The 21,991-nt window shown below is 63.8% G+C and carries 20 protein-coding genes and 1 pseudogene; 10 read left to right on the forward strand and 11 right to left on the reverse strand.

What is annotated here, in order from left to right:
- Window positions 1–7: 7 nt before the first annotated feature.
- Complete coding sequence (locus tag AC07UX_RS15125) at window positions 8–1,894, reverse strand: ribonucleoside-diphosphate reductase subunit alpha (RefSeq protein WP_495192815.1); 1,887 nt, start codon at window positions 1,892–1,894, stop codon at window positions 8–10.
- Between the two features lie 721 nt (window positions 1,895–2,615).
- Between AC07UX_RS15125 and AC07UX_RS15130 the strand changes: the two genes are divergently transcribed.
- The 5 genes and pseudogenes from AC07UX_RS15130 to AC07UX_RS15150 all read left to right on the forward strand — a co-directional run bounded on the left by AC07UX_RS15130 (window position 2,616) and on the right by AC07UX_RS15150 (window position 8,353).
- Window positions 2,616–4,136, forward strand: coding sequence for a fumarate hydratase (locus tag AC07UX_RS15130; RefSeq protein ID WP_495192816.1), 1,521 nt, complete (start codon window positions 2,616–2,618; stop codon window positions 4,134–4,136).
- A 50-nt stretch (window positions 4,137–4,186) separates the two neighbouring features.
- A pseudogene (locus AC07UX_RS15135) lies at window positions 4,187–4,404 on the forward strand (hypothetical protein).
- A 106-nt stretch (window positions 4,405–4,510) separates the two neighbouring features.
- Window positions 4,511–5,428 carry a DMT family transporter gene (locus AC07UX_RS15140; RefSeq protein WP_495192817.1) on the forward strand — a complete coding sequence of 306 codons (918 nt, stop codon included), beginning with the start codon at window positions 4,511–4,513 and terminating at the stop codon, window positions 5,426–5,428.
- Window positions 5,429–5,524: 96 nt separating this feature from the next.
- Window positions 5,525–6,886, forward strand: coding sequence for a methyl-accepting chemotaxis protein (locus AC07UX_RS15145; protein ID WP_495192867.1), 1,362 nt, complete (start codon window positions 5,525–5,527; stop codon window positions 6,884–6,886).
- Window positions 6,887–7,135: 249 nt separating this feature from the next.
- Entirely contained in the window at window positions 7,136–8,353 is a 1,218-nt protein-coding gene (locus AC07UX_RS15150; RefSeq protein ID WP_495192818.1) for an MBL fold metallo-hydrolase, read from the forward strand.
- A gap of 151 nt (window positions 8,354–8,504) precedes the next feature.
- Here AC07UX_RS15150 and AC07UX_RS15155 read toward each other — a convergent pair whose 3' ends face one another.
- Both AC07UX_RS15155 and AC07UX_RS15160 read right to left on the reverse strand, forming a co-directional pair.
- Window positions 8,505–9,023, reverse strand: a complete 519-nt coding sequence (locus AC07UX_RS15155) for a DUF3617 domain-containing protein (protein WP_495192819.1) — start codon at window positions 9,021–9,023, stop codon at window positions 8,505–8,507.
- Between the two features lie 183 nt (window positions 9,024–9,206).
- Complete coding sequence (locus tag AC07UX_RS15160; protein WP_495192820.1) at window positions 9,207–9,773, reverse strand: DUF3617 domain-containing protein; 567 nt, start codon at window positions 9,771–9,773, stop codon at window positions 9,207–9,209.
- Window positions 9,774–9,999: 226 nt separating this feature from the next.
- Here AC07UX_RS15160 and uvrB point away from each other — a divergent pair, with 226 nt between their 5' ends.
- From uvrB to AC07UX_RS15175, 3 genes are read left to right on the forward strand one after another with little or no spacing between them, the layout of a single operon-like run.
- Complete coding sequence (gene uvrB, locus AC07UX_RS15165; protein ID WP_495192821.1) at window positions 10,000–12,183, forward strand: excinuclease ABC subunit UvrB; 2,184 nt, start codon at window positions 10,000–10,002, stop codon at window positions 12,181–12,183.
- 41 nt (window positions 12,184–12,224) lie between these two features.
- The gene (locus tag AC07UX_RS15170; RefSeq protein ID WP_495192822.1) at window positions 12,225–12,542 is read left to right on the forward strand and encodes a type II toxin-antitoxin system HicA family toxin; all 318 of its coding nucleotides are present in this window, start codon (window positions 12,225–12,227) and stop codon (window positions 12,540–12,542) included.
- Complete coding sequence (locus AC07UX_RS15175) at window positions 12,539–12,760, forward strand: type II toxin-antitoxin system HicB family antitoxin (RefSeq protein ID WP_495192823.1); 222 nt, start codon at window positions 12,539–12,541, stop codon at window positions 12,758–12,760. The genes AC07UX_RS15170 and AC07UX_RS15175 overlap by 4 nt, the downstream gene beginning before the upstream one ends.
- A gap of 37 nt (window positions 12,761–12,797) precedes the next feature.
- On the opposite strand, the gene AC07UX_RS15180 is transcribed toward AC07UX_RS15175, so the two are convergent.
- From AC07UX_RS15180 to ruvA, 4 genes are all read right to left on the reverse strand, one after another.
- Complete coding sequence (locus AC07UX_RS15180; protein ID WP_495192824.1) at window positions 12,798–13,541, reverse strand: 3-keto-disaccharide hydrolase; 744 nt, start codon at window positions 13,539–13,541, stop codon at window positions 12,798–12,800.
- A 104-nt stretch (window positions 13,542–13,645) separates the two neighbouring features.
- Window positions 13,646–15,388 carry an AMP-dependent synthetase/ligase gene (locus AC07UX_RS15185; protein ID WP_495192868.1) on the reverse strand — a complete coding sequence of 581 codons (1,743 nt, stop codon included), beginning with the start codon at window positions 15,386–15,388 and terminating at the stop codon, window positions 13,646–13,648.
- Between the two features lie 140 nt (window positions 15,389–15,528).
- On the reverse strand, window positions 15,529–16,551 hold the full coding sequence (gene ruvB / locus AC07UX_RS15190; RefSeq protein ID WP_495192825.1) for a Holliday junction branch migration DNA helicase RuvB: 1,023 nt from the start codon (window positions 16,549–16,551) through the stop codon (window positions 15,529–15,531).
- Window positions 16,548–17,156 (reverse strand): Holliday junction branch migration protein RuvA, encoded by a 609-nt coding sequence (gene ruvA, locus AC07UX_RS15195; protein ID WP_495192826.1) that lies wholly within the window; start codon window positions 17,154–17,156, stop codon window positions 16,548–16,550. Before ruvA ends, ruvB begins: the two co-directional genes overlap by 4 nt.
- Before the next feature lie 126 nt (window positions 17,157–17,282).
- Here ruvA and AC07UX_RS15200 point away from each other — a divergent pair, with 126 nt between their 5' ends.
- Both AC07UX_RS15200 and AC07UX_RS15205 read left to right on the forward strand, forming a co-directional pair.
- Window positions 17,283–17,858: a peptidase S14 gene (locus AC07UX_RS15200; RefSeq protein ID WP_495192827.1), complete on the forward strand. Its 576-nt coding sequence runs from the start codon at window positions 17,283–17,285 to the stop codon at window positions 17,856–17,858.
- 54 nt (window positions 17,859–17,912) lie between these two features.
- Window positions 17,913–18,539 carry a DUF1345 domain-containing protein gene (locus AC07UX_RS15205; RefSeq protein WP_495192869.1) on the forward strand — a complete coding sequence of 209 codons (627 nt, stop codon included), beginning with the start codon at window positions 17,913–17,915 and terminating at the stop codon, window positions 18,537–18,539.
- On the opposite strand, the gene thiL is transcribed toward AC07UX_RS15205, so the two are convergent.
- The 4 genes from thiL to hisG all read right to left on the reverse strand — a co-directional run bounded on the left by thiL (window position 18,536) and on the right by hisG (window position 21,946).
- Window positions 18,536–19,450, reverse strand: a complete 915-nt coding sequence (thiL, locus tag AC07UX_RS15210; RefSeq protein WP_495192828.1) for a thiamine-phosphate kinase — start codon at window positions 19,448–19,450, stop codon at window positions 18,536–18,538. The two genes, AC07UX_RS15205 and thiL, sit on opposite strands and share 4 nt — an antisense overlap.
- A 34-nt stretch (window positions 19,451–19,484) precedes the next feature.
- Window positions 19,485–19,931 (reverse strand): transcription antitermination factor NusB, encoded by a 447-nt coding sequence (gene nusB / locus AC07UX_RS15215; protein WP_120251216.1) that lies wholly within the window; start codon window positions 19,929–19,931, stop codon window positions 19,485–19,487.
- Window positions 19,932–20,004: 73 nt separating this feature from the next.
- Window positions 20,005–21,294 carry a histidinol dehydrogenase gene (gene hisD, locus AC07UX_RS15220; RefSeq protein ID WP_495192829.1) on the reverse strand — a complete coding sequence of 430 codons (1,290 nt, stop codon included), beginning with the start codon at window positions 21,292–21,294 and terminating at the stop codon, window positions 20,005–20,007.
- Window positions 21,284–21,946 carry an ATP phosphoribosyltransferase gene (gene hisG, locus AC07UX_RS15225; protein WP_495192830.1) on the reverse strand — a complete coding sequence of 221 codons (663 nt, stop codon included), beginning with the start codon at window positions 21,944–21,946 and terminating at the stop codon, window positions 21,284–21,286. Before hisG ends, hisD begins: the two co-directional genes overlap by 11 nt.
- Window positions 21,947–21,991 lie beyond the last annotated feature (45 nt).

The raw sequence follows: 21,991 nt of genomic DNA on the forward strand, positions 1-21,991 counted from the left end.
CAACCGGTTACTGACAGGCGAGACATTCGTCATAGTCGGTGGTCTCGCCGATCTGGAATTTGGGCGCGTCGATCGTGTTGTCGGCCTCTACCCCGCCGGCGAAGCCCGCGCGCTGCACGCTTTTCGAGCGCAGATAATAAAGCGACTTGATGCCCAGTTCCCAGGCGCGGAAGTGGAGCATGAGCAGGTCCCATTTTTCCACGTCGGCCGGGATGAACAGGTTCAGCGACTGCGCCTGGTCGATATAGGGCGTGCGGTCGGCCGCGAGTTCGAGCAGCCAGCGCTGGTCGATTTCGAAGCTGGTCTTGAACGTGTCCTTTTCTTCCTGGGTCAGGAAGTCGAGATGCTGGACCGAACCGCCGCGCTCCAGAATCGAATTCCACACCGCGCTGCTGTCCTTGGCCTTGGCCACCAGTAGCTTTTCCAGGTAGGGATTCTTGACCGAGAAGCTGCCCGACAGCGTCTTGTGCGTGTAGATGTTGGCCGGGATCGGTTCGATGCAGGCCGACGTGCCGCCGCAGATGATGCTGATCGACGCGGTGGGCGCGATCGCCATCTTGCAACTGAAGCGTTCCATCACACCCATGTCGGCGGCGTCCGGGCACGGGCCGCGCTCCTGCGCCAGCAGCATCGACGCTTCGTTCACCTTGGCGTTGATATGCTTGAAGATGCGCAGGTTCCACGACTTGGCCATGGCGCCTTCGAACGGGATATTGCGCGCCTGAAGGAAGCTGTGGAAGCCCATGACGCCCAGGCCCACCGAGCGTTCGCGGGTCGCGCTATATTTGGCGCGGGCCATTTCGGGCGGTGCGCGGTCGATATAATCCTGAAGGACATTGTCGAGGAAGCGCATGATGTCTTCCGCGAAGGTCGGATGATCCTTCCACTCGTCCCAGGTTTCCAGGTTCATCGACGACAGGCAGCAGACGGCCGTGCGGTCGTTGCCCAGATGATCGAACCCGGTCGGCAGCGTGATTTCCGAGCAGAGGTTCGACGTCGATACCTTAAGGCCCAGGTCGCGATGATGTTTGGGCATCATGCGGTTCACCGTGTCGTTGAACACGATATAGGGTTCGCCGGTGCGCAGGCGGGTTTCCACCACCTTCTGGAACAGCGAGCGGGCGTTGACGGTGGCACGCACCGACCCGTCCTTGGGCGAGGTCAGGTTCCATTCGTCATTGGCGCGCACCGCTTCCATGAAGGCGTCGGTGATGAGCACGCCATGATGGAGGTTCAGCGCCTTGCGGTTGAAGTCGCCGGTGGTGTTGCGGACTTCGAGAAACTCCTCGATCTCCGGATGCGAGATGTCGAGATAGCAGGCGGCCGAGCCGCGACGCAGGCTGCCCTGGCTGATCGCCAGGGTCAGGCTGTCCATCACGCGGACGAAGGGGATGATGCCGCTGGTCTTGCCATTCAAACCGACCGGTTCGCCGATGCCGCGCACATTGCCCCAATAGGTGCCGATGCCGCCGCCGCGCGAGGCGAGCCAGACATTCTCGTTCCAGGTGTTGACGATGCCTTCCAGGCTGTCGTCCACCGAATTGAGGTAGCAGCTGATCGGCAGGCCGCGCCCGGTGCCGCCATTTGACAGAACCGGGGTCGCGGGCATGAACCATAGTTTGGAAATATAGTCGTACACGCGCTGGGCATGGTCCGCGTCGTCCGAATAGGCCGCCGCGACGCGGGCGAAGAGATCCTGATAGGATTCTCCGGGCAGCAGATAACGGTCGTTCAGCGTTTCCTTGCCAAATTCCGTCAGCAGCGCGTCGCGCGAGGAATCGGTCGTGACCGGAAAACGCCGCGCCAGCACGGTCGAAGAAGTCATAGGCGCGGCATCGGGGGCAGCCTGAGCTGTCGCCACGGCGACCTTCGCCTCTTCCAACAGATCATCCATTACAGTCGCCACGTCGCCACCTTGTCCACTATCTCGAAAATCCATGCGAGTCCCCGTTGTTCCTGTTCCGTTCGATTCGGTCAAGCGGGTCGCGACAAGCCGCGCATCCTAGCATGAACCGCTCCGTTGCGGGGACGGAAATGGGCCCAACCGACCGGTTGCGGAGACAAAAAGTCCCCTTCGTCGAAAAATGATCCGACAACGCAATCACAATCTGTTGGGTGGCCCCCGTTAACCCGATACCACAGATAGTGCATAACTATCGCCCGCACGACAAGAGGCGAATCATCGCGTCGTGACAGGATGATGAAACCATCCGTCGATAAAAAGAGTCATCTCATCGACCCGGCAGCGAACGACGCGCGGAGTTGCCTTGCCCCCACAAAAGGCAAGAGGGTTCGGGCAGATAAAAAATAAAAAACCCTTGCCACGGATTTTCCGACGAAGGTCTGAAAAGGATGACAGGAATCGTCATAGCGATCGGGCGGGGATCGCCATCGCGCGCCACCCGGACCGGCGCCGAGCCTGTCGGACGGGACGGCAAACACAAGATATTGTGGTCCGCAGGGGGATATCGGACGATTCCCTACTATCAACCCTTTCCATCCGGTTGTTCTTGCGAACGTGTCTCACTGGACTTGGGCGTGATTCCCCACTAGCCGCTGCCCCTTGCAAGACCTGCCGTACAGAGGCGGGCCGCAGGAATAGGGACTTTGGCAAGATGACGCTCATCAAGACCGCCGACCTCATCGAGAGCGTCGCCGACGCGCTCCAGTTCATCAGCTATTATCACCCGATGGATTATATCCGGGCGCTGGGCACGGCCTATGAAGCCGAAGCCAATCCGGCGGCCAAGGACGCCATCGCGCAGATCCTGACCAACAGCCGCATGTGCGCCGAAGGGCATCGCCCGATCTGCCAGGATACGGGCATCGTCAATGTGTTCGTGAAATGGGGCATGGAGTGCCGCCTGGACGATAATAGCCGGTCGATGCAGGACATCATCGATGACGGCGTGCGCAAGGCGTATCTGAACCCGGAAAATCGCCTGCGCGCCTCGATCCTGAAAGACCCTGCCTTCAGCCGCCAGAACACCAAGGACAACACGCCCTGCGTGCTGAACGTGGAAATGGTGCCGGGCAACAAGGTCGTGATCGACGTCGCGGCCAAGGGCGGTGGCAGCGAAAACAAGACCAAGTTCAAGATGATGAACCCCAGCGATTCGATCGTCGATTGGGTGCTGGAGATGGTGCCGCAGATGGGCGCGGGCTGGTGCCCGCCGGGCATGCTGGGCATCGGCATCGGCGGCACGGCGGAAAAGGCCGTCGCGCTGGCCAAGGAAAGCCTGATGGACCCGATCGACATGGGCGAGCTGAAGGCGCGCGGTCCGCGCAACAAGATCGAGGAACTGCGCATCGAGATTTTCGACAAGGTCAATGCGCTGGGCATCGGCGCGCAGGGCCTGGGCGGGCTTGCCACCGTGCTGGACATCAAGATCCACGACTATCCCTGCCATGCGGCGGGCAAGCCGGTGGCGATGATCCCCAATTGCGCCGCGACCCGCCATGCGCATTTCACGCTGGACGGCTCCGGCCCCGCCTATCTCGAAGCGCCCAAGCTCAGCGAATGGCCGCAGGTCGACTGGAAGCCGAGCAAGGAAGCGATCCGCGTCGATCTCGACAATCTGACGCCGCAGGTGGTGCAGAGCTGGAAGCATGGCGACCGGTTGTTGCTCAACGGCAAGATGCTGACCGGCCGTGACGCCGCGCACAAGCGGATCAAGGACATGCTGGCCAAGGGCGAGGCCCTGCCGGTCGATTTCAAGGGCCGCGTCATTTACTATGTCGGCCCGGTCGATCCGGTGCGTGACGAGGTGGTCGGTCCGGCCGGCCCGACGACCGCGACCCGGATGGACAGCTTCATGGACATGATGCTGGAACAGGGGCTGGCCGCCTGCGTCGGCAAGGCCGAGCGCGGTCCGGCCGCGACCGAAAGCATCCGGATCAACAAAAGCGCCTATCTGATGGCCGTCGGCGGCGCGGCCTATCTGGTCGCCCGCGCGATCAAGGAAGCCAAGGTCGTGGGCTTTGAAGATCTGGGCATGGAAGCGATCTACGAATTCACGGTGGAGGATATGCCCGTCACCGTGGCCGTCGATAGCGAAGGCCAGAATGTCCACCGCCTCGCCCCGCTGGTGTGGCAGGAGAAGATCAAGCGCGAGAAGCTGCTCGAAGGGGCGTAAGTCCTGTTACCCTCCCCAGGCTTGCTTGGGGAGGGGCGCCGGCGTAGCCGGTGGAGGGGAAATGCGGTGACGCCCACAAGGCCCTGGCCGTCATCGACCATGGGCAGCAGCATGGTCTGATCTGGGTGACGGGCCTGTCCGACAGTGGCGAGATAGTGGCGAGATAGGGGTGTGCGCGCCCAATCCGCTGGCGGGGCTGGAGGCGAACTGGACGATGGGGCGGCAGGGCTGGTCCCTGACCGCGCCGAGCGGCATCAAGCCAAGCTGAGGTCCCGTTCCCGGCTTTTTGCTCGGCGGTGCCCCTTCCCCCGCCCGCCTTCACGCCGATCCTTCACCGGGGTGACGCGAGCGACCGGCCCTGTATAGGGGCTGGCATGATTACGTCCCCCATATGGTTGCCCGCCACGCTGATCGCGGGCGCGGTCCAGGCGTGGCGCACCGCGGTGCAGCGCCGGGTCAGCCACAGCCTGTCGATCAACGCCGCCGGTCTGGTGCGCTATCTTTATGGCATCCCTTTCGCCCTGATGCTGCTGGGTGGCTATCGATTGACCTTTCCCGCCGCGCTGCCGGCGATCGGGCCGCTCTTCCTGCTATTCTGCCTTGCGGGCGGGCTGGCGCAGATCATCGCCACCAATCTGCTGATCATGGCGTTCAAGCATCGCAATTTCGTCGTCGGCACCGCTTATTCCAAGACGGAGGCGGTGCAGGGTGCGGTGCTGTCTTTCCTGCTGCTGGGCGAGCGGCTGCATCCGCTGGCCTGGGCCGGGATCGGATGCGGCGTGATGGGCGTGATGCTGCTATCGACGGGCGGCAAGCGGATGGGTCCGGGCGATTTCCTGCGCGCGTTGGCCCAGCCGGCGGCGATGACCGGTATCGCGTCAGGTTTCTTCTTTGCCCTGACAGCGATCGGCATCCGCCGCGCGACCCAGAGCGTGGGCGGCGACGATCGCATTCTCGCTGCCCTGCTGGTGCTGGTGACGACGATATTGATCCAGACGCTGATGCAGGGTGCATGGATGGTCTGGCGCGAACCGGGCGAGATGCGCCGGGTGCTGGCCAGCTGGCGCGTATCGGGTCAGGTCGGCTTGCTATCGGCGCTGGGCAGCGCCTGCTGGTTCACCGGCTTTGCCACCGCGCCCGTCGGGCTGGTGCGGATCGTCGGCCAGATCGAGGTCGCCTTCACCATGGCGTTCGGCCACTTCTACCTGAAGGAACATATGCGCGGCAGTGAGGTCGCCGGGCTGATGATGGTGGTCAGCGGGGTGGCGCTGGCACTGATGGGATCGCTCTGATACGCGCCGCATCGCTAACCCTTATTTTACCATGGTGCGATAGCCATCGAGTCCGTGGGAAAAGAAGCGCAATCCGAAACCGTCGCCCGTGCGGTGATGAAGGTCGCCAAGTTGTCTGGTGACCTGGGCATCCGTACGCTTGATTTGCAGGCAGATATCAGCGAGCTGGCCGACCGGGTGACGCATCAGGCGCGCACGATCGAGGCAATCAGCGGCACCGCGGCGCAACTGTCGCGCGATGGCGACAGCGTATCGATGGCGGGACAGGCCGCACGCGAGCAGGCCGTCGCCGCCCGCATGATCATCGACGATTCGAGCCGGCAACTTTCCACCGCCAATCATAATTTCGTCGATCTGATCGAACAGGTAAGCCGGATCCATGCGCGGCTGGACGGCTTTGGCGAGGCGTTGAAGACCGTCGCCCATGTCACCAGCGTCATCAGCGGCATCGCCAGCCAGACCAATCTGCTCGCGCTCAATGCCACGATCGAGGCGGCCCGTGCCGGGGACGCGGGGCGCGGCTTTGCCGTGGTCGCGTCCGAAGTGAAGAAGCTGGCGCAGGAAACCGCCGCCGCGACGCACACCATCGAACAGTCGATCGGCGCGCTGACCGGCGAAGCGGGCGGGATGCTGTCCAGCATCACCCATGGCGCGCAGACCGCGCGCACTGCATTGAACGACACCAAGACGATCGAGGCGCTGGTCGAGCGGCTGGGCAATCTGATGCAGGGCCTGTCGAGCAACAGCGATGCGATGGCCAGCCGCATCGTATCGATGGTGGGATCGGCAAGCGAAATCAGGGGTGGACTGGCAGCGTTGGCCAGCACGTCCACCGACAATGCCGATGGGCTGCAACGCCTGTCCGGCCGGGTGTCCACCGCCAGCGACGATACCAACGAACTGCTGCAATATCTGGCCGAAAGCGGCATCGACATTCCCGATTCGCCCTATATCGACTTCAGCCTGGAAAGCGCGCGGAAGGTCAGCCGCGCGATCGAACGGGCGATCGACGCGGGCGAGGTGAGCGAGGCGGCGATATTCAGCGACCATTATGCGCCGATCGCCGGCACCAACCCGCCGCTCTTCACCCATCCGGTGCAGGCCGTGATGCTGCCGACCGCCCGCGCCGCGCAGGAAAGGGCGCGCGGTTTCCCTGGCCTGTTCGGCATGACCTTCACCGACCGCAACGCCTATGGCGCGATCGCCATGCCGGAGCGTGCCCAGCAGCAGCGCCCGGGCGACGAGCAATGGAACATGGAATATGCACGCCAGGGCGTGGTGTTCGATTTCCCCGATACGCGCGAGCAGGCGAAGATCACCCAGCCCTTCTGCATCAAGGCCTATCGCCGCCTGACCGCCCAGGGCGACGTCATCCTGCTGAAGCAGGTGATCGCGTCCATCCACGTAAAGGGCCGCCATTGGGGCATATTGCAGATGGCCTATCAGGATCAGGGCTGACGGGAGGATCAGGTCCGGTCCTGTGATGGCCCCAGCCCCTTACGCGGCGGCGGAAGGAGCAAGCCGTCCGGTGGTATCCGTTTAGGCGGCATATCCATGCCTGAGATCCCGGCATGCGCTGGCATGAGGGCATTTTTCGGGCGTCCTACCTGAAGCGCAACGTGTCCGCCCACCCCTTAATCCCCCTCCGCCCCTTGCTCCGCAGCCATCTTGCGTTATGTCGCTCGCACATCGTCTTCGGGAGCAGCCATGGGTCGCCTTGTCCGCATAGCCAGGGGTGTGGCCGTCGCGCTGCTGTTCACGGTGATCGCTCTGTGCCTGGCGATCACGATCATTCCGCCTTTCCTGGACCGCGTTTATTATGAGGGACAGGCGAGCCGCCATTATGACGGCGCGCGCTTCTTCAATCCCGACGGGACGATCGAGACGCCGGCGCCGCCGGGCAGCAGCCGGCAGGGCTTCATCGCCCGCTGGCTGCTGGGGAATGACGACCGGCCGCCATGGCCATTGGGGATTGCGGTCAAGCCCGCCCGCCCTGCCCCGTTCGCCGCGCCGCGCGGGATGGTGGCGACCTGGGTCGGCCATGCGACCGTGCTGGTGCAGGCGGCGGGCCTCAATATCCTGACCGATCCGATCTGGTCCGACTATGCCAGCCCCCTGCCGCCATTGGGGCCGAAACGGGTGGCGGAGCCGGGCATCCGCTTCGATGACCTGCCCAAGATCGACCTGATTGTCCTTAGCCACAATCATTATGACCATATGGACCTGCCTACGCTCAAACGCCTGTGGGACCGGGACCGGCCCAAGATCGTCACTAGCCTGGGCAATGACGCGATCCTGAAGGCACATGGCATTCCCGCGACGGCGCTGGACTGGGGCCAGTCGGTCAGTGGGGCGGCGCTCAACGGCCTGGCCCCGCAGGCGGTGATCCAGTGCGGCAATTACGAACATTGCCCCGATTATCGGGTCCATGTGACCCGCAACCATCATTGGGGCAGCCGTTGGGGCACCGACCGCAACCGGGCGCTCTGGTCGAGTTTCCTGATCGAAACGCGGGCGGGCAATATCTTCTTTGCCGGCGATACCGGCGCGGGCGACATGGGCTGGCCCTATGAAGCCAGGCGCTATGGCCCGATCCGGCTGGCGCTGATCCCGATCGGCGCGTTCCGCTTCTGGAAGGGGCAGATGGCATCGGACGCGCATATCGGTCCGGCGCAGGCGGTGGAGGTGTTCGAACGGCTGGGCGCATCGACCGCCATCCCGATCCATTGGGGCACCTTCCGCCTGTCCTACGAACAATGGGACACGCCGCCCAAGATGCTGGACCTCTATCTGCGTTGCGCCGGGATCGACCGGAAGCGTTTCGCCCCGGTGCGGATCGGCCAGGCGTTGCCGGTGCCCACGGTCAGCCTGGTGCCGATCGGCGCCAAGCGTTGCGACGAACGGGCGATCCGCGCACTGGAATGATCCCATGGTTATCCACAGGCTATGCACAGGGTCATACAGGGACTGGCCACAGCTTGCGCACAGCAGAGCCCACAGTAAGGGCGCACAATGCGTCAACGACCAGCGCGGCTAGTCGCAGCCAGACTATCCTGTCAGGATCGTCAAGGCCGCATCAGCCCGCCTTGCTGCAATCCCCGGTGCGCGTGCCGGTCAGGTCATGGGTGGTGCGCAGCACGGGCTTGCCGCCCTGCGTCTTCGTCATGGTCGTGCCCAGCGTCAGCGTGTCGGCGGTGTAATTACCCTCGACCGTGATGTCCGATGTGCCCGCGCCCGCCTTGCAGCTCAATGTCGCGATCAGGCGGCCCTTGCGCGCCATCTTGTCCTTATAGCTGCAATCGCTGCCCTCCTTGCCCGCGATCGCATCGGGATCGGGCAGGCCGTCCCTGTCGATGGCGATGCAGACCTTGTCCTCACCCACCTGTTTCAGGGCTTCCTGATATTGGGCAGGGGTCACGGTGGGAGTGTTGTAGCCGGTCGTCTTGCGCGTCAGCGTCCATTGCCCCGTCTGCATAAGGACCGGCGCTTCCTCCGCTTCAGGTGCCGGTGCGGGATCGCTGCCGCAAGCGGTCAGGCCAAGAGTGCCGCCACATAAAAGGGTCAGCGGCAATGCCGCATGCCAGGTCTTTCGCATATCCTCTCCACCGTTCTCATCCAGGAACGCGATGGAGGCTCTACCGCTTGGTCGTGAAGCGCAAGGGAAATTATCGGGGAGCCGCAGGGCGGGCGCGCGGACGTCGGCCGGCCTGTCCGCGATCCATGGCAGGACGCGGCCGATCGCACGGACAGTAGCGATCGGGCCTGTCGTCGATCGAGATCAGTGCGCTTGGGTCGGTGCGCAATCCGGGCCGATCCACTTGCCCTCCGACCGGGCGGTCATCGCCATGGTCGTGCCCTGCGGGCCGCCCGCCATCTTCATGTCCAGGTCCATCGCATAAATTTCCGGCGCATAGGTGCCGAACATGGTCGCGTTCATCGTGCCACCCTGCGACTTGCAGGATATCTGGCCTTTAACTGCGCCGCCCTTCGCTTCGAACCCGCCATAGGTGCAGTCCTTATTCTCCTGACCGGCGAACATGTCGCCGCTGGGGTTGGCGGCCTGCTGCGGCGTGACGCAATATTTGAGCGAGGTCTGGCTCATCATGCTTTTCATCTGATCCTTCATGTTCGCCGGCGCGCCGGGCATGTCGGACAGGTCGATATCCTTGACGGTGAAGCGCCCTTCCCACTGACCAGGTTTCAGTTGCACCTTGTCCACCTGCGCCTTCACCTCCTGCTTGCTCATCGCGTCGGTGGCGGCGATGTCGCCCGTCTTGTCGCCCGGCTTGTCACCGCAGGCGGCAAGGGTCGTCAGCATCGTGAGCATCATCACTGTCCGGCGCATCGTCATCCTCCCTGTCCATGTCTCAGGGCCAGCATATCAGCGCAGCGGAAGGGTTCAATGACTGAAGAAATGAGTGTCCAAACAATCAGCATGGAACGGTGCGAGGCAGCCTTGCGCGCGCGCTTCGGCGACAAGCCGGTGGTCTATCCGCCCATGCCCAAGACTGCGTTCGCGCTGAAACCCTGATCCCGATTGCGCCTGCGCGCAAAGACCCCATATTCGCCCCATGTCGATTCAGATCCGCACCAGCCTCGATGAACCGGAAACCGGCGAGGGTTTCGTCCCCCACCGCCCCGCCCGCCCCGAAAAGAGCGAAGGGGGCAAACGCTTCACGCTGGTCAGCGACTATGAACCGTCGGGCGACCAGCGCACGGCGATTCCCGAATTGGTGGAACAGGCGCTCGCCGGCGAGAAGGACCAGGTGCTGTTGGGCGTCACGGGTTCCGGCAAGACCTTCACCATGGCCAAGGTGATCGAGGCGTTGCAACGGCCCGCGCTGATCCTGGCGCCGAACAAGATATTGGCGGCGCAGCTGTACGGGGAGTTCAAGAGCTTCTTCCCCGACAATGCGGTCGAATATTTCGTCAGCTATTACGACTATTATCAGCCCGAAGCCTATGTCGCGCGGTCGGACACCTATATCGAAAAGGAGTCCAGCGTAAACGAAAGCATCGACCGGATGCGCCATTCGGCCACCCGCGCGCTGCTGGAACGGGATGACGTCATCATCGTGGCGTCCGTATCCTGCCTTTATGGCATCGGGTCGGTCGAAACCTATTCGGCGATGACCTTCAGCATGAAGAAGGGCGGGATCGAGGATCAGCGGGAGATCATCCGCAAGCTGGTGGCGCTCCAGTATAAGCGCAACGACGCGGGTTTCGCGCGCGGCAATTTCCGCGTGAAGGGCGATAATCTGGAAATCTTTCCGTCCCATTATGAGGACACCGCCTGGCGCATCAGCTTTTTCGGCAACGAGATTGAGGAGATTGTCGAGTTCGACCCGCTGACCGGCAAGAAGGTCGCGAACCTGGACTATGTGAAGGTCTTTCCCAACAGCCACCACGTCACGCCCGGCCCGACGCTGAAGCAGGCGATGGAGGCGATCCGTTTCGAGATGACCGAACGGCTCAAGGAATTGGTCGAGGAAGGCAAGCTGCTGGAGGCGCAGCGGCTGGAGCAGCGCACCAATTTCGACCTGGAGATGATCGCGGCCACGGGTAGCTGCGCGGGGATCGAGAATTACAGCCGCTTCCTGACCGGCCGCCTGCCGGGCGAGCCGCCGCCGACCCTGTTCGAATATCTGCCCGAAAACGCGATGCTGTTCGTGGACGAAAGCCACCAGACGGTGCCGCAGATCGGCGCGATGGCGCGGGGCGACCACCGGCGCAAGATCACGCTGGCCGAATATGGATTCCGCCTGCCCAGCTGCATCGACAATCGCCCGCTACGCTTCAACGAATGGGATGCGATGCGGCCGCAGACGGTCAGCGTCTCCGCGACGCCGGGGCCGTGGGAGATGGAGCAGACCGGCGGCGTGTTCAGCGAACAGGTGATCCGCCCCACCGGCCTCATCGACCCGCCGGTCGAGATCAAGCCGGTCGAGGACCAGGTCGACGACCTCATCAACGAATGTCGCAAGGTCGCGGCGCAGGGTTATCGCACCCTCGTCACAACACTGACCAAGCGCATGGCAGAGGATCTGACCGAGTTCATGCACGAGGCGGGGATCAAGGTCCGCTACATGCACTCGGACGTCGAGACGCTGGAGCGTATCGAGCTGATCCGCGACCTGCGGCTCGGCGTCTATGACGTGCTGATCGGCATCAACCTGCTGCGCGAGGGGCTGGATATTCCCGAATGCGGGCTGGTCGCGATATTGGACGCGGACAAGGAAGGCTTCCTGCGCTCCGAAACCTCGCTGATCCAGACGATCGGCCGCGCGGCGCGCAATGTGGAAGGGCGCGTGATCCTCTATGCCGACCGGATTACCGGAAGCATGGAGCGAGCGCTCAACGAAACGTCGCGGCGGCGCGAGAAGCAGGAAGCCTATAATCTGGAGCACGGCATCACGCCGACCACGATCAAGCGCAATATCGGCGACATCATCGCCCATGTGTCGAGCAAGGATCAGGTCACGGTAGAGACGGGGCTGGAGGATCGCCCGCACCTCGTCGGCCATAATTTGCGCGCCTATATCGAGGATCTGGAAAAGAAGATGCGCGCGGCGGCCGCGGATCTGGAGTTCGAGGAAGCCGGGCGGATTCGCGATGAGATCCGCAAGCTGGAAGCAGAGGAGTTGGGCCTGCCCGCGCATGAACAGGTGGCAGCGCCGCGGGGACGGGCGACCGAGGGCAAGCCGGGGACGCGCAAGCTGCGGTACGGGAAGGTGCAGAAGAAGTTTGGGCGATGACTTTTCTCGCGGAAATCCCACAAGAGGAGGCAATCTGATCGATGACGGTAAACGTCGATTTGCAATCTTGTCATGCAGTGGCAGGTTCACATCGAAGGGATCGTCATTTGGTCAAACCCGCCAAACTTCTTCAGCGCCTGCTGCAAGGTAGCCGAAACCTCAGCTTTCGCGATTTCCAGCGCCTGCTCGAAGCGTTTGGATTTCGCCTGACGCGGGTGAGTGGCAGCCATCATGTCTATGGCCGCACCGGCCTTGGCCGCCCGCTCATCATCCAGCCGAATGGCAAGGACGCCAAGACCTATCAGGTGCAGCAGTTTCTTGATATGGTCGAGGCTTACGGCCTCAGCATGGACGAATGATGGATCATCATTATCACATCAATATCTTCTGGTCGAAAGAGGACAAGGTCTGGATCGCCGACGTACCGGACCTCAAACCCTGTTCGGCGCATGGCGATACGCCTGCCGAAGCCATTGCCGAAGTGCAGGTAGCGATCAGCCTCTGGCTGGATTTTGCGCGCGAGCATGGCCACCCTATCCCCGAAGCCCGCTATCGCCCGGCGATCTACGCGGCCTGACTTCACTGTCGTCGCGCAGGGCTTTGCCCCTGCGTCCCTAATCCAACCGTTGCAGTTCGATGTTGCGAAATGCGATGGGATGGCCCTCGCCTTGCAGGGCGATATAGCCGCGCGTGAGCTGCAACGCGCCCCCCGCAGCAGCGATCAGGGGTTTGGCGTCCGCATCGTCCGGGTCGAGTTCGATCGCCGAATAGCGCAGCACCGCCTTCCCGTCGATATAATGGGTGACCTCGCCAGATGGCAGCACTTCCAGTTCCGCCCTGGTCCAGCGACCAGCGGGCAATGGCGAACCGCTGGACAAGATACAGTGGCGCGGATCGCGCTTACCGTCAAAAACGACGCTGGTGCCGGGCGTGCAGACATTGCCGCTCGGCTCTTGCGTCGGGCGAGGCGTGGCCAGCAGCTGCATTTCCAGACTGACGGGAAAATCCTGGTCACGGCGGATGGTCTCGGGCGGCTGCGCATGGAACATCAGGCCGCTATTGGTCGCCTGCCATGATTTGATGCCGGGCAGGGATGTGCCGAACAGGCGATATTCGAAGCGGATGCGATACGCGCTAAGCGGCGCCTTCCAGAACAGATGGCCGAACTCGCCCTCGAAACGCTTGTAATGGGCGTGGGAGACGCGGATCGCACCATCCTGCACGATGAACATATGCAGCGGATCTTCGCCCAGCGCATGGCCGGTGATCTTGGGCGTCCAGCCGTCGAGCGATTTGCCGTCGAAAATAGGCTCCCATCGCGGTTCGGGAGCAGGCCCGGCGCCCCCAAGCAACAGCATGGCTACGATCGCATATATCCTCATCCCTCGACTACCTCTCCGGGTTATTTCAATATCGAGATCGTGCGCGGTTGCGGGTCGTTCGTCCAGCCGCCAGTTGATCTCTACCCCTTGTACAGCGCGTCCAGCCGGTCGGCGTAGCGTTTGCGGATCACATGGCGGCGGATCTTCATCGAGGGGGTCATCTCCTCATTCTCGATGGTGAAGGCTTCGTCGGCCAGGATGAAGCGACGCACGCGCTCCAGCACCGACAGGTCGTCATTCACCCGGTCCACCGCCGCACGCAGCGCCGCCTGATAGGCGGGGTTGGCGGCTACGCTGTCCAGCGCCACCCCCTGCTCGATCGCCCATTCGCGGGTCCATTCCGCGTCCGGCACCAGCAGCCCGACCAGATAGGGCCGGCGGTCGCCATGGACCATCGCCTGGCCGATCTCGCTCTGAAGCGTCAGCATGCCCTCGACCTTTTGCGGGGAGACATTGTCGCCCTTGTCGTTGACGATCAGATCCTTCTTGCGGTCGGTGATGCGGATGCGCCCCTGCGCGTCGATCTCACCAATGTCGCCAGTGTGCAGCCAGCCATCCTTGAGCGCCTTTTCCGTCTCGGCCGGGTTGCGCCAGTAACCGTGCATCACCAGCTCACCGCGCACGAGAATTTCGCCGTCCTCGGCGATCTTCACCTCGACCCCCTCGAGCGGCGGGCCGACCGTGTCCATGGCGATGCCGGCGGCGGGGCGGTTGCAACTGATGATCGGACCGGCCTCCGTCTGACCATAGCCTTGCAGCAAAGTCAGGCCCATGGCGTCGAAGAAGAGGCCGACATCGGGATTGAGCGGCGCGCCGCCCGACACCAGAGCCTTCATCCGCCCACCGAAGCGCGCGCGAATCTTGGGGACGAGCGTGCGCGACAACAGCGCCTTCATCGGCCGATCGAGGATCGATGCCTTGCCCGCCTGCTCCTTTGCCGCGATGCGCGTCGCCTGCCCCATCAGATAGGTGGGGAATTTGCCCTGCTTTTCGATCGACTTGATGATGCGGGCGCGCAGCACCTCAAACAGCCGCGGGACCACGACCATGATGGTCGGGCGCGTTTCCTCGATATTGGAGGCCAGCTTTTCCAGCCCTTCGGAATAATAGATTTGCCCGCCCAGCAGCATCGGCAGGAACTGACCGGCGCTATGTTCATAGGCATGGGACAGCGGCAGGAAGGACAGGAACACCTCGTCACCCCAGCCGAAATCTTCCGCCACCACCGTGCCCGCGCCCTCCACATTGGAAAGGATCGCACCATGATGCTGCATCACGCCGCGTGGGGCGCCGCCGGTGCCGCTGGTATAGATGATGCAGGCCTGATCGTTGCGGGTCGCGGCCTGGGCTGCGGCGATGGAATCGACGTTCGCCGGATAGGCAGCCAGCAGATCGCTCCACAAATGGCAGGCGCATGTGCCCTGCGCGCCGCGCAGCGGTTCCATGCCGATGATGAACGACGCCTGCGACCGGACGACGGCGGGCATCAGCGCCTGCGCCAGCTTGGCGGTGGACACGATGACGGCGCGGGCGCCGCTGTCGGTCAGGATATGCTGATGATCGCGGGTGGTGTTGGTGGTGTAGGTCGGCACGGTGATGCAGCCGGCCGCCATGATGGCGAGGTCCGCGATACAGAATTCGGGGCGGTTTTCGCTGACCAGCATCACCGGATCGCCGGGCTTCAACCCCTGCGCCTTCAGCGCGGCGGCGAGCGAGGCGACCTGCCGCGCGACCTCCGTCCAGCTCTGGCCATGCCATTGGCCATCGCTCTTGCGCCAGAGGAAGGGCGCGTCGCCCTGTTCCTGCGCGCGCACAAAGAACATCGTTACCAGATTGGGGAATTTCTCGATGGCCCTCAAGGCTCGACTCCTGCGGTTTCCGGCACGTCTGATGCGCACCTATGCGTTAAGCAAGGCTATAACGACGCCTTGCCGTAACGGCCATGGCTTTCCGATAGTTTCCTTTAATCGAAAAGCCCGTCCTGCGATCCGGCCGGCGGATTGAGGCCCAGATGCTTCCAGCCAGGACCGTTGAGGCAGCGGCCCCGCGCGGTACGGGCGATAAGGCCAAGCTGGATCAGATAGGGTTCGACCACTTCCTCGATCGTGTCGCGCGCTTCGGAAAGCCCCGCCGCCAGCGTTTCCACGCCGACCGGCCCGCCGCGATAGATGTCGGCGATCATCATCAGATAGCGTCGGTCCATCAGGTCGAGGCCGAGATGATCGACCTCCAGCCGCATGAGCGCGGCATCGGCGACTTTTCTGTCCACACTCGGCGCACCTGCGACATTGGCGAAGTCCCGCACCCGGCGCAGCAGCCGCCCGGCGATGCGCGGCGTGCCGCGTGAGCGGCGGGCGATCTCGATCGCCCCGTCAGAGGTGATGGCAAGGTCGAGCAGCCGCGCGGCACGGCGCACCACCAGTTCCAGTTCGTCCACCGTATAGAATTGCAGCCGCACCGGGATGCCGAAGCGGTCGCGCAGCGGCGTCGTCAGCAATCCCTGTCGTGTCGTCGCGCCGACCAGCGTGAAGGGCGGCAGGTCGATGCGGACCGAGCGGGCCGACGGGCCTTCGCCGATCATCAGGTCGAGCGCGCGATCCTCCATCGCGGGATAGAGAACTTCCTCGACGGCCGGGTTGAGACGATGGATTTCGTCCACGAACAGCACGTCGCCTTCATCCAGATTGGTGAGCAAGGCGGCAAGATCGCCCGACTTGGCGATGACCGGGCCGGATGTGGCGCGAAAGCCCACGCCCATTTCCTTGGCGACGATCTGCGCCAGCGTGGTCTTGCCCAGCCCCGGAGGGCCAAAGAAGAGCACATGGTCGAGCGCATCGCCCCGCGACTTGGCCGCCTGAATGAAGATACGCAGATTTTCGCGCGCGGCCTGCTGGCCGACAAACTCGTCCAGGGACTTGGGACGCAAGGCCGCGTCGACATCCTCAGGGCGCCGTACGGGGGTGATAAGGCGGTCGTCGTCAGTCACTTCGCCGCCTTCCGCAGCGCCAGGCGCACTAGGGCGTCAAGGCTGGCACCTTCGCCCAGATCCTCTTCGGCGGCGGCCACGGCGACGCTGGCTTCATGGGGTTTAAAGCCCAGATTCTGGAGCGCGGACAGGGCATCGGCGGCGAAACTGCCGACCGGCATCGGCACTGCGCCACCGACCCCGACCGGTGCGCCGGTCGCCACTGCGCCGATCTTGTCCTTCAGCTCATTGGCGATGCGCTGGGCCAGTTTGGGGCCGACGCCATTGGCCCGCGCGATCATCGCCTTGTCGCCCATGGCGATGGCACGGTGCAGGTCATGCGGTTCCAGCGCCGACAAAATGGCCAGCGCGACGCGCGAACCCACGCCCTGCACATGGGTCAGCAGCCGATACCAGTCGCGCTCCTCCGCACGCGCAAAGCCGACCAGCCGGATCGCATCGTCCGACACCAGCATTTCGGTGTGGATCGTCACCGCTTCACCCACCGAGCCCAGGGCCGCGAGCGTGCGGGAGGAGGCGCCGACCAGATAGCCTACGCCGCCCACATCGATGATGGCATGATCGATGCCGGTACTGTCCAGCAGCCCCTTGAGTTTCGCGATCATAGCTTCCGCCCTTTGGTCATGATCTGTTCTTTACAGCCTGCCGCGCGCCGCGCCAGTCAAAAGCGCGGCACCTTTTCGCGCCCCATGCGTAATGCAGGCCGACCCAGCCACATATGAGGACGACCAATGTTGATGACCGCACCGATACTTGGCCCCAAGGATTTCGAATTCCCATCGATCATGCTGTCGGGCGTGGTCGACCATGGCATGTATCTGCATTTCAAGAATTGCCTGTCCACCGCGCCGCAGACCGGCCTTGTCGTCGTGGAACTCTCCACGCTGGGCGGTGACCCGGAGATCGCCCGGCTGATGGGTGAGGATATCCGTTTCCATTCCGACCTCTATCCCGAACGGCGGCTGGTGTTCATGGGGCGCACGGCGGTCTATTCGGCCGGCGCGACCTTCATGAGCTTCTTCGCAACGGAGAATCGCTATCTGACCCGTGGCACGCGGCTGATGATCCATGAGCGGATCATCACCAAGAATATCCAGCTTGCCGGGCCGCTTTCCACCTGCATCGCGACGTTGAAGGCGACGCTGAACGAAATCGAATCCTCGATCGCGATCCAGAATGAAGGCTTTGCCAATTTGATCTTGGGATCGCAGGTGACGATGGAAGAGCTTTTGGAGAAGGCACCGGAAAATTGGTATCTGGAAGCCAATGAGGCACAGGCGCGCGGGCTGATCGCAGCCGTGCTGTAAGCCCCTGTCAGTCAGTGCTTGCCAGATGGGGCGCTGATGCGTTTGATGCGGGACATGCGCTCCTCTCCCCTCTTTCCCTGGCGTTATGGCATGTTCCTGGCGCTGCTGGCACTCATCGCGCCGCTGGCGGTGATGCTGCCCTGGCATGAGGCGGCGATGGCGGGATTCGATATCGCCGCCATCGCCTTCATGGCGTCCGTCGTGCCGCTGATCGACGCCGCGCCCGCCACCATGCGGCGCAATGCGCAGGCGAACGACGCGAATCGGGAACTGATGCTGCTGCTGACCGGGATCGTCAGCGTGGTGATCCTGGTCGCGGTCGGCGTGGCGGTGAGCCAGCATGGCGGGCCGAACGGGTGGATGATCGCGCTGTTGCTGGCGACATTGCTGATCGCCTGGATCTTTTCGAACCTCGTCTATGCGATGCACTATGCCCATAATTTCTATATGCCCGGTGACAAGGGGCGGGATCGCAGCGGGCTGGATTTTCCGGACACGCACGAGCCGGGCTATTGGGATTTTCTCTATTTCGCCTTCACGCTGGGCATGACGTTCCAGACGTCGGACGTGTCGATCACGGCCAGTGCGATGCGCCGGACGGTGCTGTTCCAGTGCCTCGCCGCCTTTCTGTTCAACCTTGGCATATTGGCCTTCACCATCAACGTGCTGGGTGGGGATTAGCCATGCTCCCAGCCAAGGCTTTCGGGCAGCGGTATGACCGCGCCGTCGATCTTCAGGATCAGGCCTGATCCTTCGGCCACATGGCCGACAGGAATGGCGCGTACCGGGGGCGTGACGCCCCGAGGCAGGGCGAAAAGCAGTTCATAATCATCGCCCGCCCGTGCGGCGGCGAGTTGCACGGCGACGCTGGCGCCGCGCACTTGCTCCATCGCAACCGACAGGGGGATGTGATCGATGACGATGGCGACGCCGCTGGCCTGCGCCATGCGCGATGCGTCGATCAGCAGGCCGTCGGACAGGTCCATCATCGCACTGGCCACGGGGGCAAGCAGTCCGCCTTCGGCAAGGCGCGGGCGTGGGCGGCGATAGGCCTCCACCAGCGGACCGGATGCGGACGGGTCGGCAGTCGCCAGCGACAGGCCGATGCCCGCGTCGCCGACCGGACCGGTGACATAGAGCCGATCGCCGGGCCGCGCACCGGTGCGGGTGGGGATCGATCCAGTCGCTTCACCCATGGCGGTCAGGCTGTAGCTGCGCGCGGAGCCGGCGGGCATCTTCACCGTGTCGCCACCCAGCAAAGGCATGGCGTGACGATCGAGCGCTTCGCCCAGCCCCGCGACGAAGGCTTCATCCCAGTCCTCGTCACCCGACAGGGCATAATTCAGGAGGCAACCGACCGGCCGCGCGCCCTTGGCCGCGAGATCGGACAGATTTACCGCCGCCAGTTTCCAGCCGATATCCTGCGGCGGATCGGTGGGGAGGTAATGGACGCCCTCCACCATCGTGTCGCTGGTGAGGATGAGGCGACTGGCGCCAAATGACAGCACGGCGACATCGTCCACCAGCCCCTGCGCCGCAGGGTCGTGCGCCAGCAGGCGCAGCAGGGTGAGAAAGCGGGATTCGGCGGACATGATCCCTATCTATACGATGGCGGCGCGCGGAACTTTACTTCCGCACGTCCTTCGACACGCCGTCGAGCAGGCCGTTGACGAAACCCGATTCGCGCTTGTCGTAGAAAGCATGGGCGACATCGACATATTCGCTGATGACGGTGCCGGTGCCGACATCGAGCCGGGCGAGCAGTTCATAGGTGCCGGCGCGCAGGATCTGGCGCATCGGCTTGTCGAGGCGGTCGAGGCTCCAGCCGCTCGACAGGCGGGCAGTGATCAGGCCGTCAATCTCGTCCCGGCGACGGTCCACACCCTGCACGATATCGTCGAAGAAAGGCTCTTCGGCCTGGGCGTAGGTGACGTCCTCTATCGTGGCGCCCAGGCGGTGCTGATGGAATTCATGCAGCAGGATATGGACGGGGGTACCCTCCATTTCGAGCTGATAGAGCGCCTGGACCGCGGCAAGGCGCGCGGCGGAGCGGGATTTTGAGCGATCGTTCATAGTAATTCCCTACTTCGTTCGGTTCGCGCTTGTCGAGAACCGCTTCCCGACTTCGCTCGACGCGAACGGCTGATTATTTAAGGCGCAGCGCCACCGAAGCGGCGTGCGCGGGCAGCCCTTCCGCCTGCGCCAGCGCGACGGCGGCGGGGCCGATCGCGCCAATCGCTGCGGGCGTGAGGCTGAGGAAGCTGGTGCGCTTCATGAAGTCGAGCACCGACAGGCCCGACGAGAAGCGGGCGCGGCGGCCGGTGGGCAAAACGTGATTCGGCCCGGCGACATAATCGCCGACGGCCTCGGGCGTCATCCGGCCCAGGAACACGGACCCGGCATGACGGACCTGCGCGAAGAGCGACTCGGGATCGTCCACGGCGAGTTCGAGATGTTCGGCGGCGAGGCGATCGACCAGCGGCATGGCTTCGTCGAAGTCGCGCACGACGATGATCGCACCATTGGCGTCCCAGCTGGCGCGGGCGACCGCGCTGGTGGAAAGCGCCGGAATCTGGCGCTCGACCGCTTGCGCGACCGCATCGGCGAACGCCGCGTCGTCGGTGAAGAGGATGGACTGGCTGGTCGGATCATGTTCCGACTGGCTGAGCAGGTCGGCGGCGGTCCATTCGGGATCGTTCTTGCCATCGGCGACGACGACGATTTCCGAGGGGCCGGCGACCATGTCGATGCCGACCACGCCGTACAGCTGACGCTTGGCTTCGGCGACCCAGGCATTGCCGGGACCGGTGATGACATCGACGGGCTTGATCCGGTCGGTGCCATAAGCGAGCGCGGCGACGGCCTGTGCGCCCCCTACCCGCCAGATTTCCTCGATCCCGGCGATCTGCGCGGCGGCGAGGACGAGCGGGTTGATCTCGCCATTGGGGGTCGGCGTGACCATGGCGATGCGCTTTACGCCCGCGACCTTCGCCGGAATGACGTTCATCAGCAGCGAGCTGGGATAGGCGGCGCGCCCGCCCGGCACATAGAGCCCGGCGGCATCGACCGCGTTCCAGCGGGCGCCCAGACGCACGCCGGCGCTGTCCACGCCGTCGCTGTCCTGCGGCTTCTGTTTTTCATGATAGGCCGTGATGCGCGCGGCCGCGAGTTCGAGCGCGTCGCGCAGTTCCGTCGAGATACCGTCAAGCGCCGCGCGGGTTTCCGCCGGGGTCACTGCCCAGCCGCTGACATTCAGGTCGTGGCGGTCGAAACGCTGCGTATAATCGGCGAGCGCCGTATCGCCCCCGGCGCGCACCGCCTTCAAGATTGCGGTGACGTCGCGCGACACATCCTCGTCCGCTTCGCGACGGGCATCGACCAGCGCGGTGAAGGCGGACGCGAAATCGGCGTCGGTGGTGGAAAGCTTAAGCGGCATCCTTCACCCCCACGGCGGCGCGGAAGGCCTCGACCAGCGGCGAGAGTTCGGCCGAGCGCATCTTGTAGGCGGCGCGATTGACGATCAGGCGCGCGGAAATCTGCATGATGATGTCGGTTTCCACGAGACCATTGGCTTTGAGCGTCGCGCCCGACGAGACGAGATCCACGATCCGTCGCGACAGGCCGAGCGAGGGGGCCAGTTCCATCGCGCCGTTCAGCTTCACGCACTCGGCCTGAAGCCCGCGCTTTTCATAATAGCGGCGGGTGAGGTGCGGATATTTGGTCGCGACGCGCACATGGCTCATCGCGGCCTGATCCTCGTCCGCGGCGCCGACCGGCTCGGCGACCGACAGGCGGCAATGGCCGATGTCGAGATCGACGGGCGCGTAGAGTTCGGAATAGTTGAATTCCTCGACCACGTCGGAGCCGACGATGCCGATCTGCGCCGCGCCATGGGCGACGAAGGTGGCGACGTCGAACGCGCGCACGCGGATGATCGACACGTCGGGCCGGTTCGTGGCGAAGCGCAGCGCCCGGCTCTTCTTGTCGTGAAACTCCGCCTCCGGCTCGATACCGGCTTTGGCGAGCAGGGGCAGCGCTTCATCGAGGATGCGGCCCTTGGGGATGGCGAAGGTGAGCGGGCGAGTCATGACGCGCGGGCCTTACGCGCGGGGGCGTAAAAGGGCAAGGTTTGG

It is taken from the genome of Sphingobium sp. GW821-FHT02B05 (assembly GCF_059421905.1).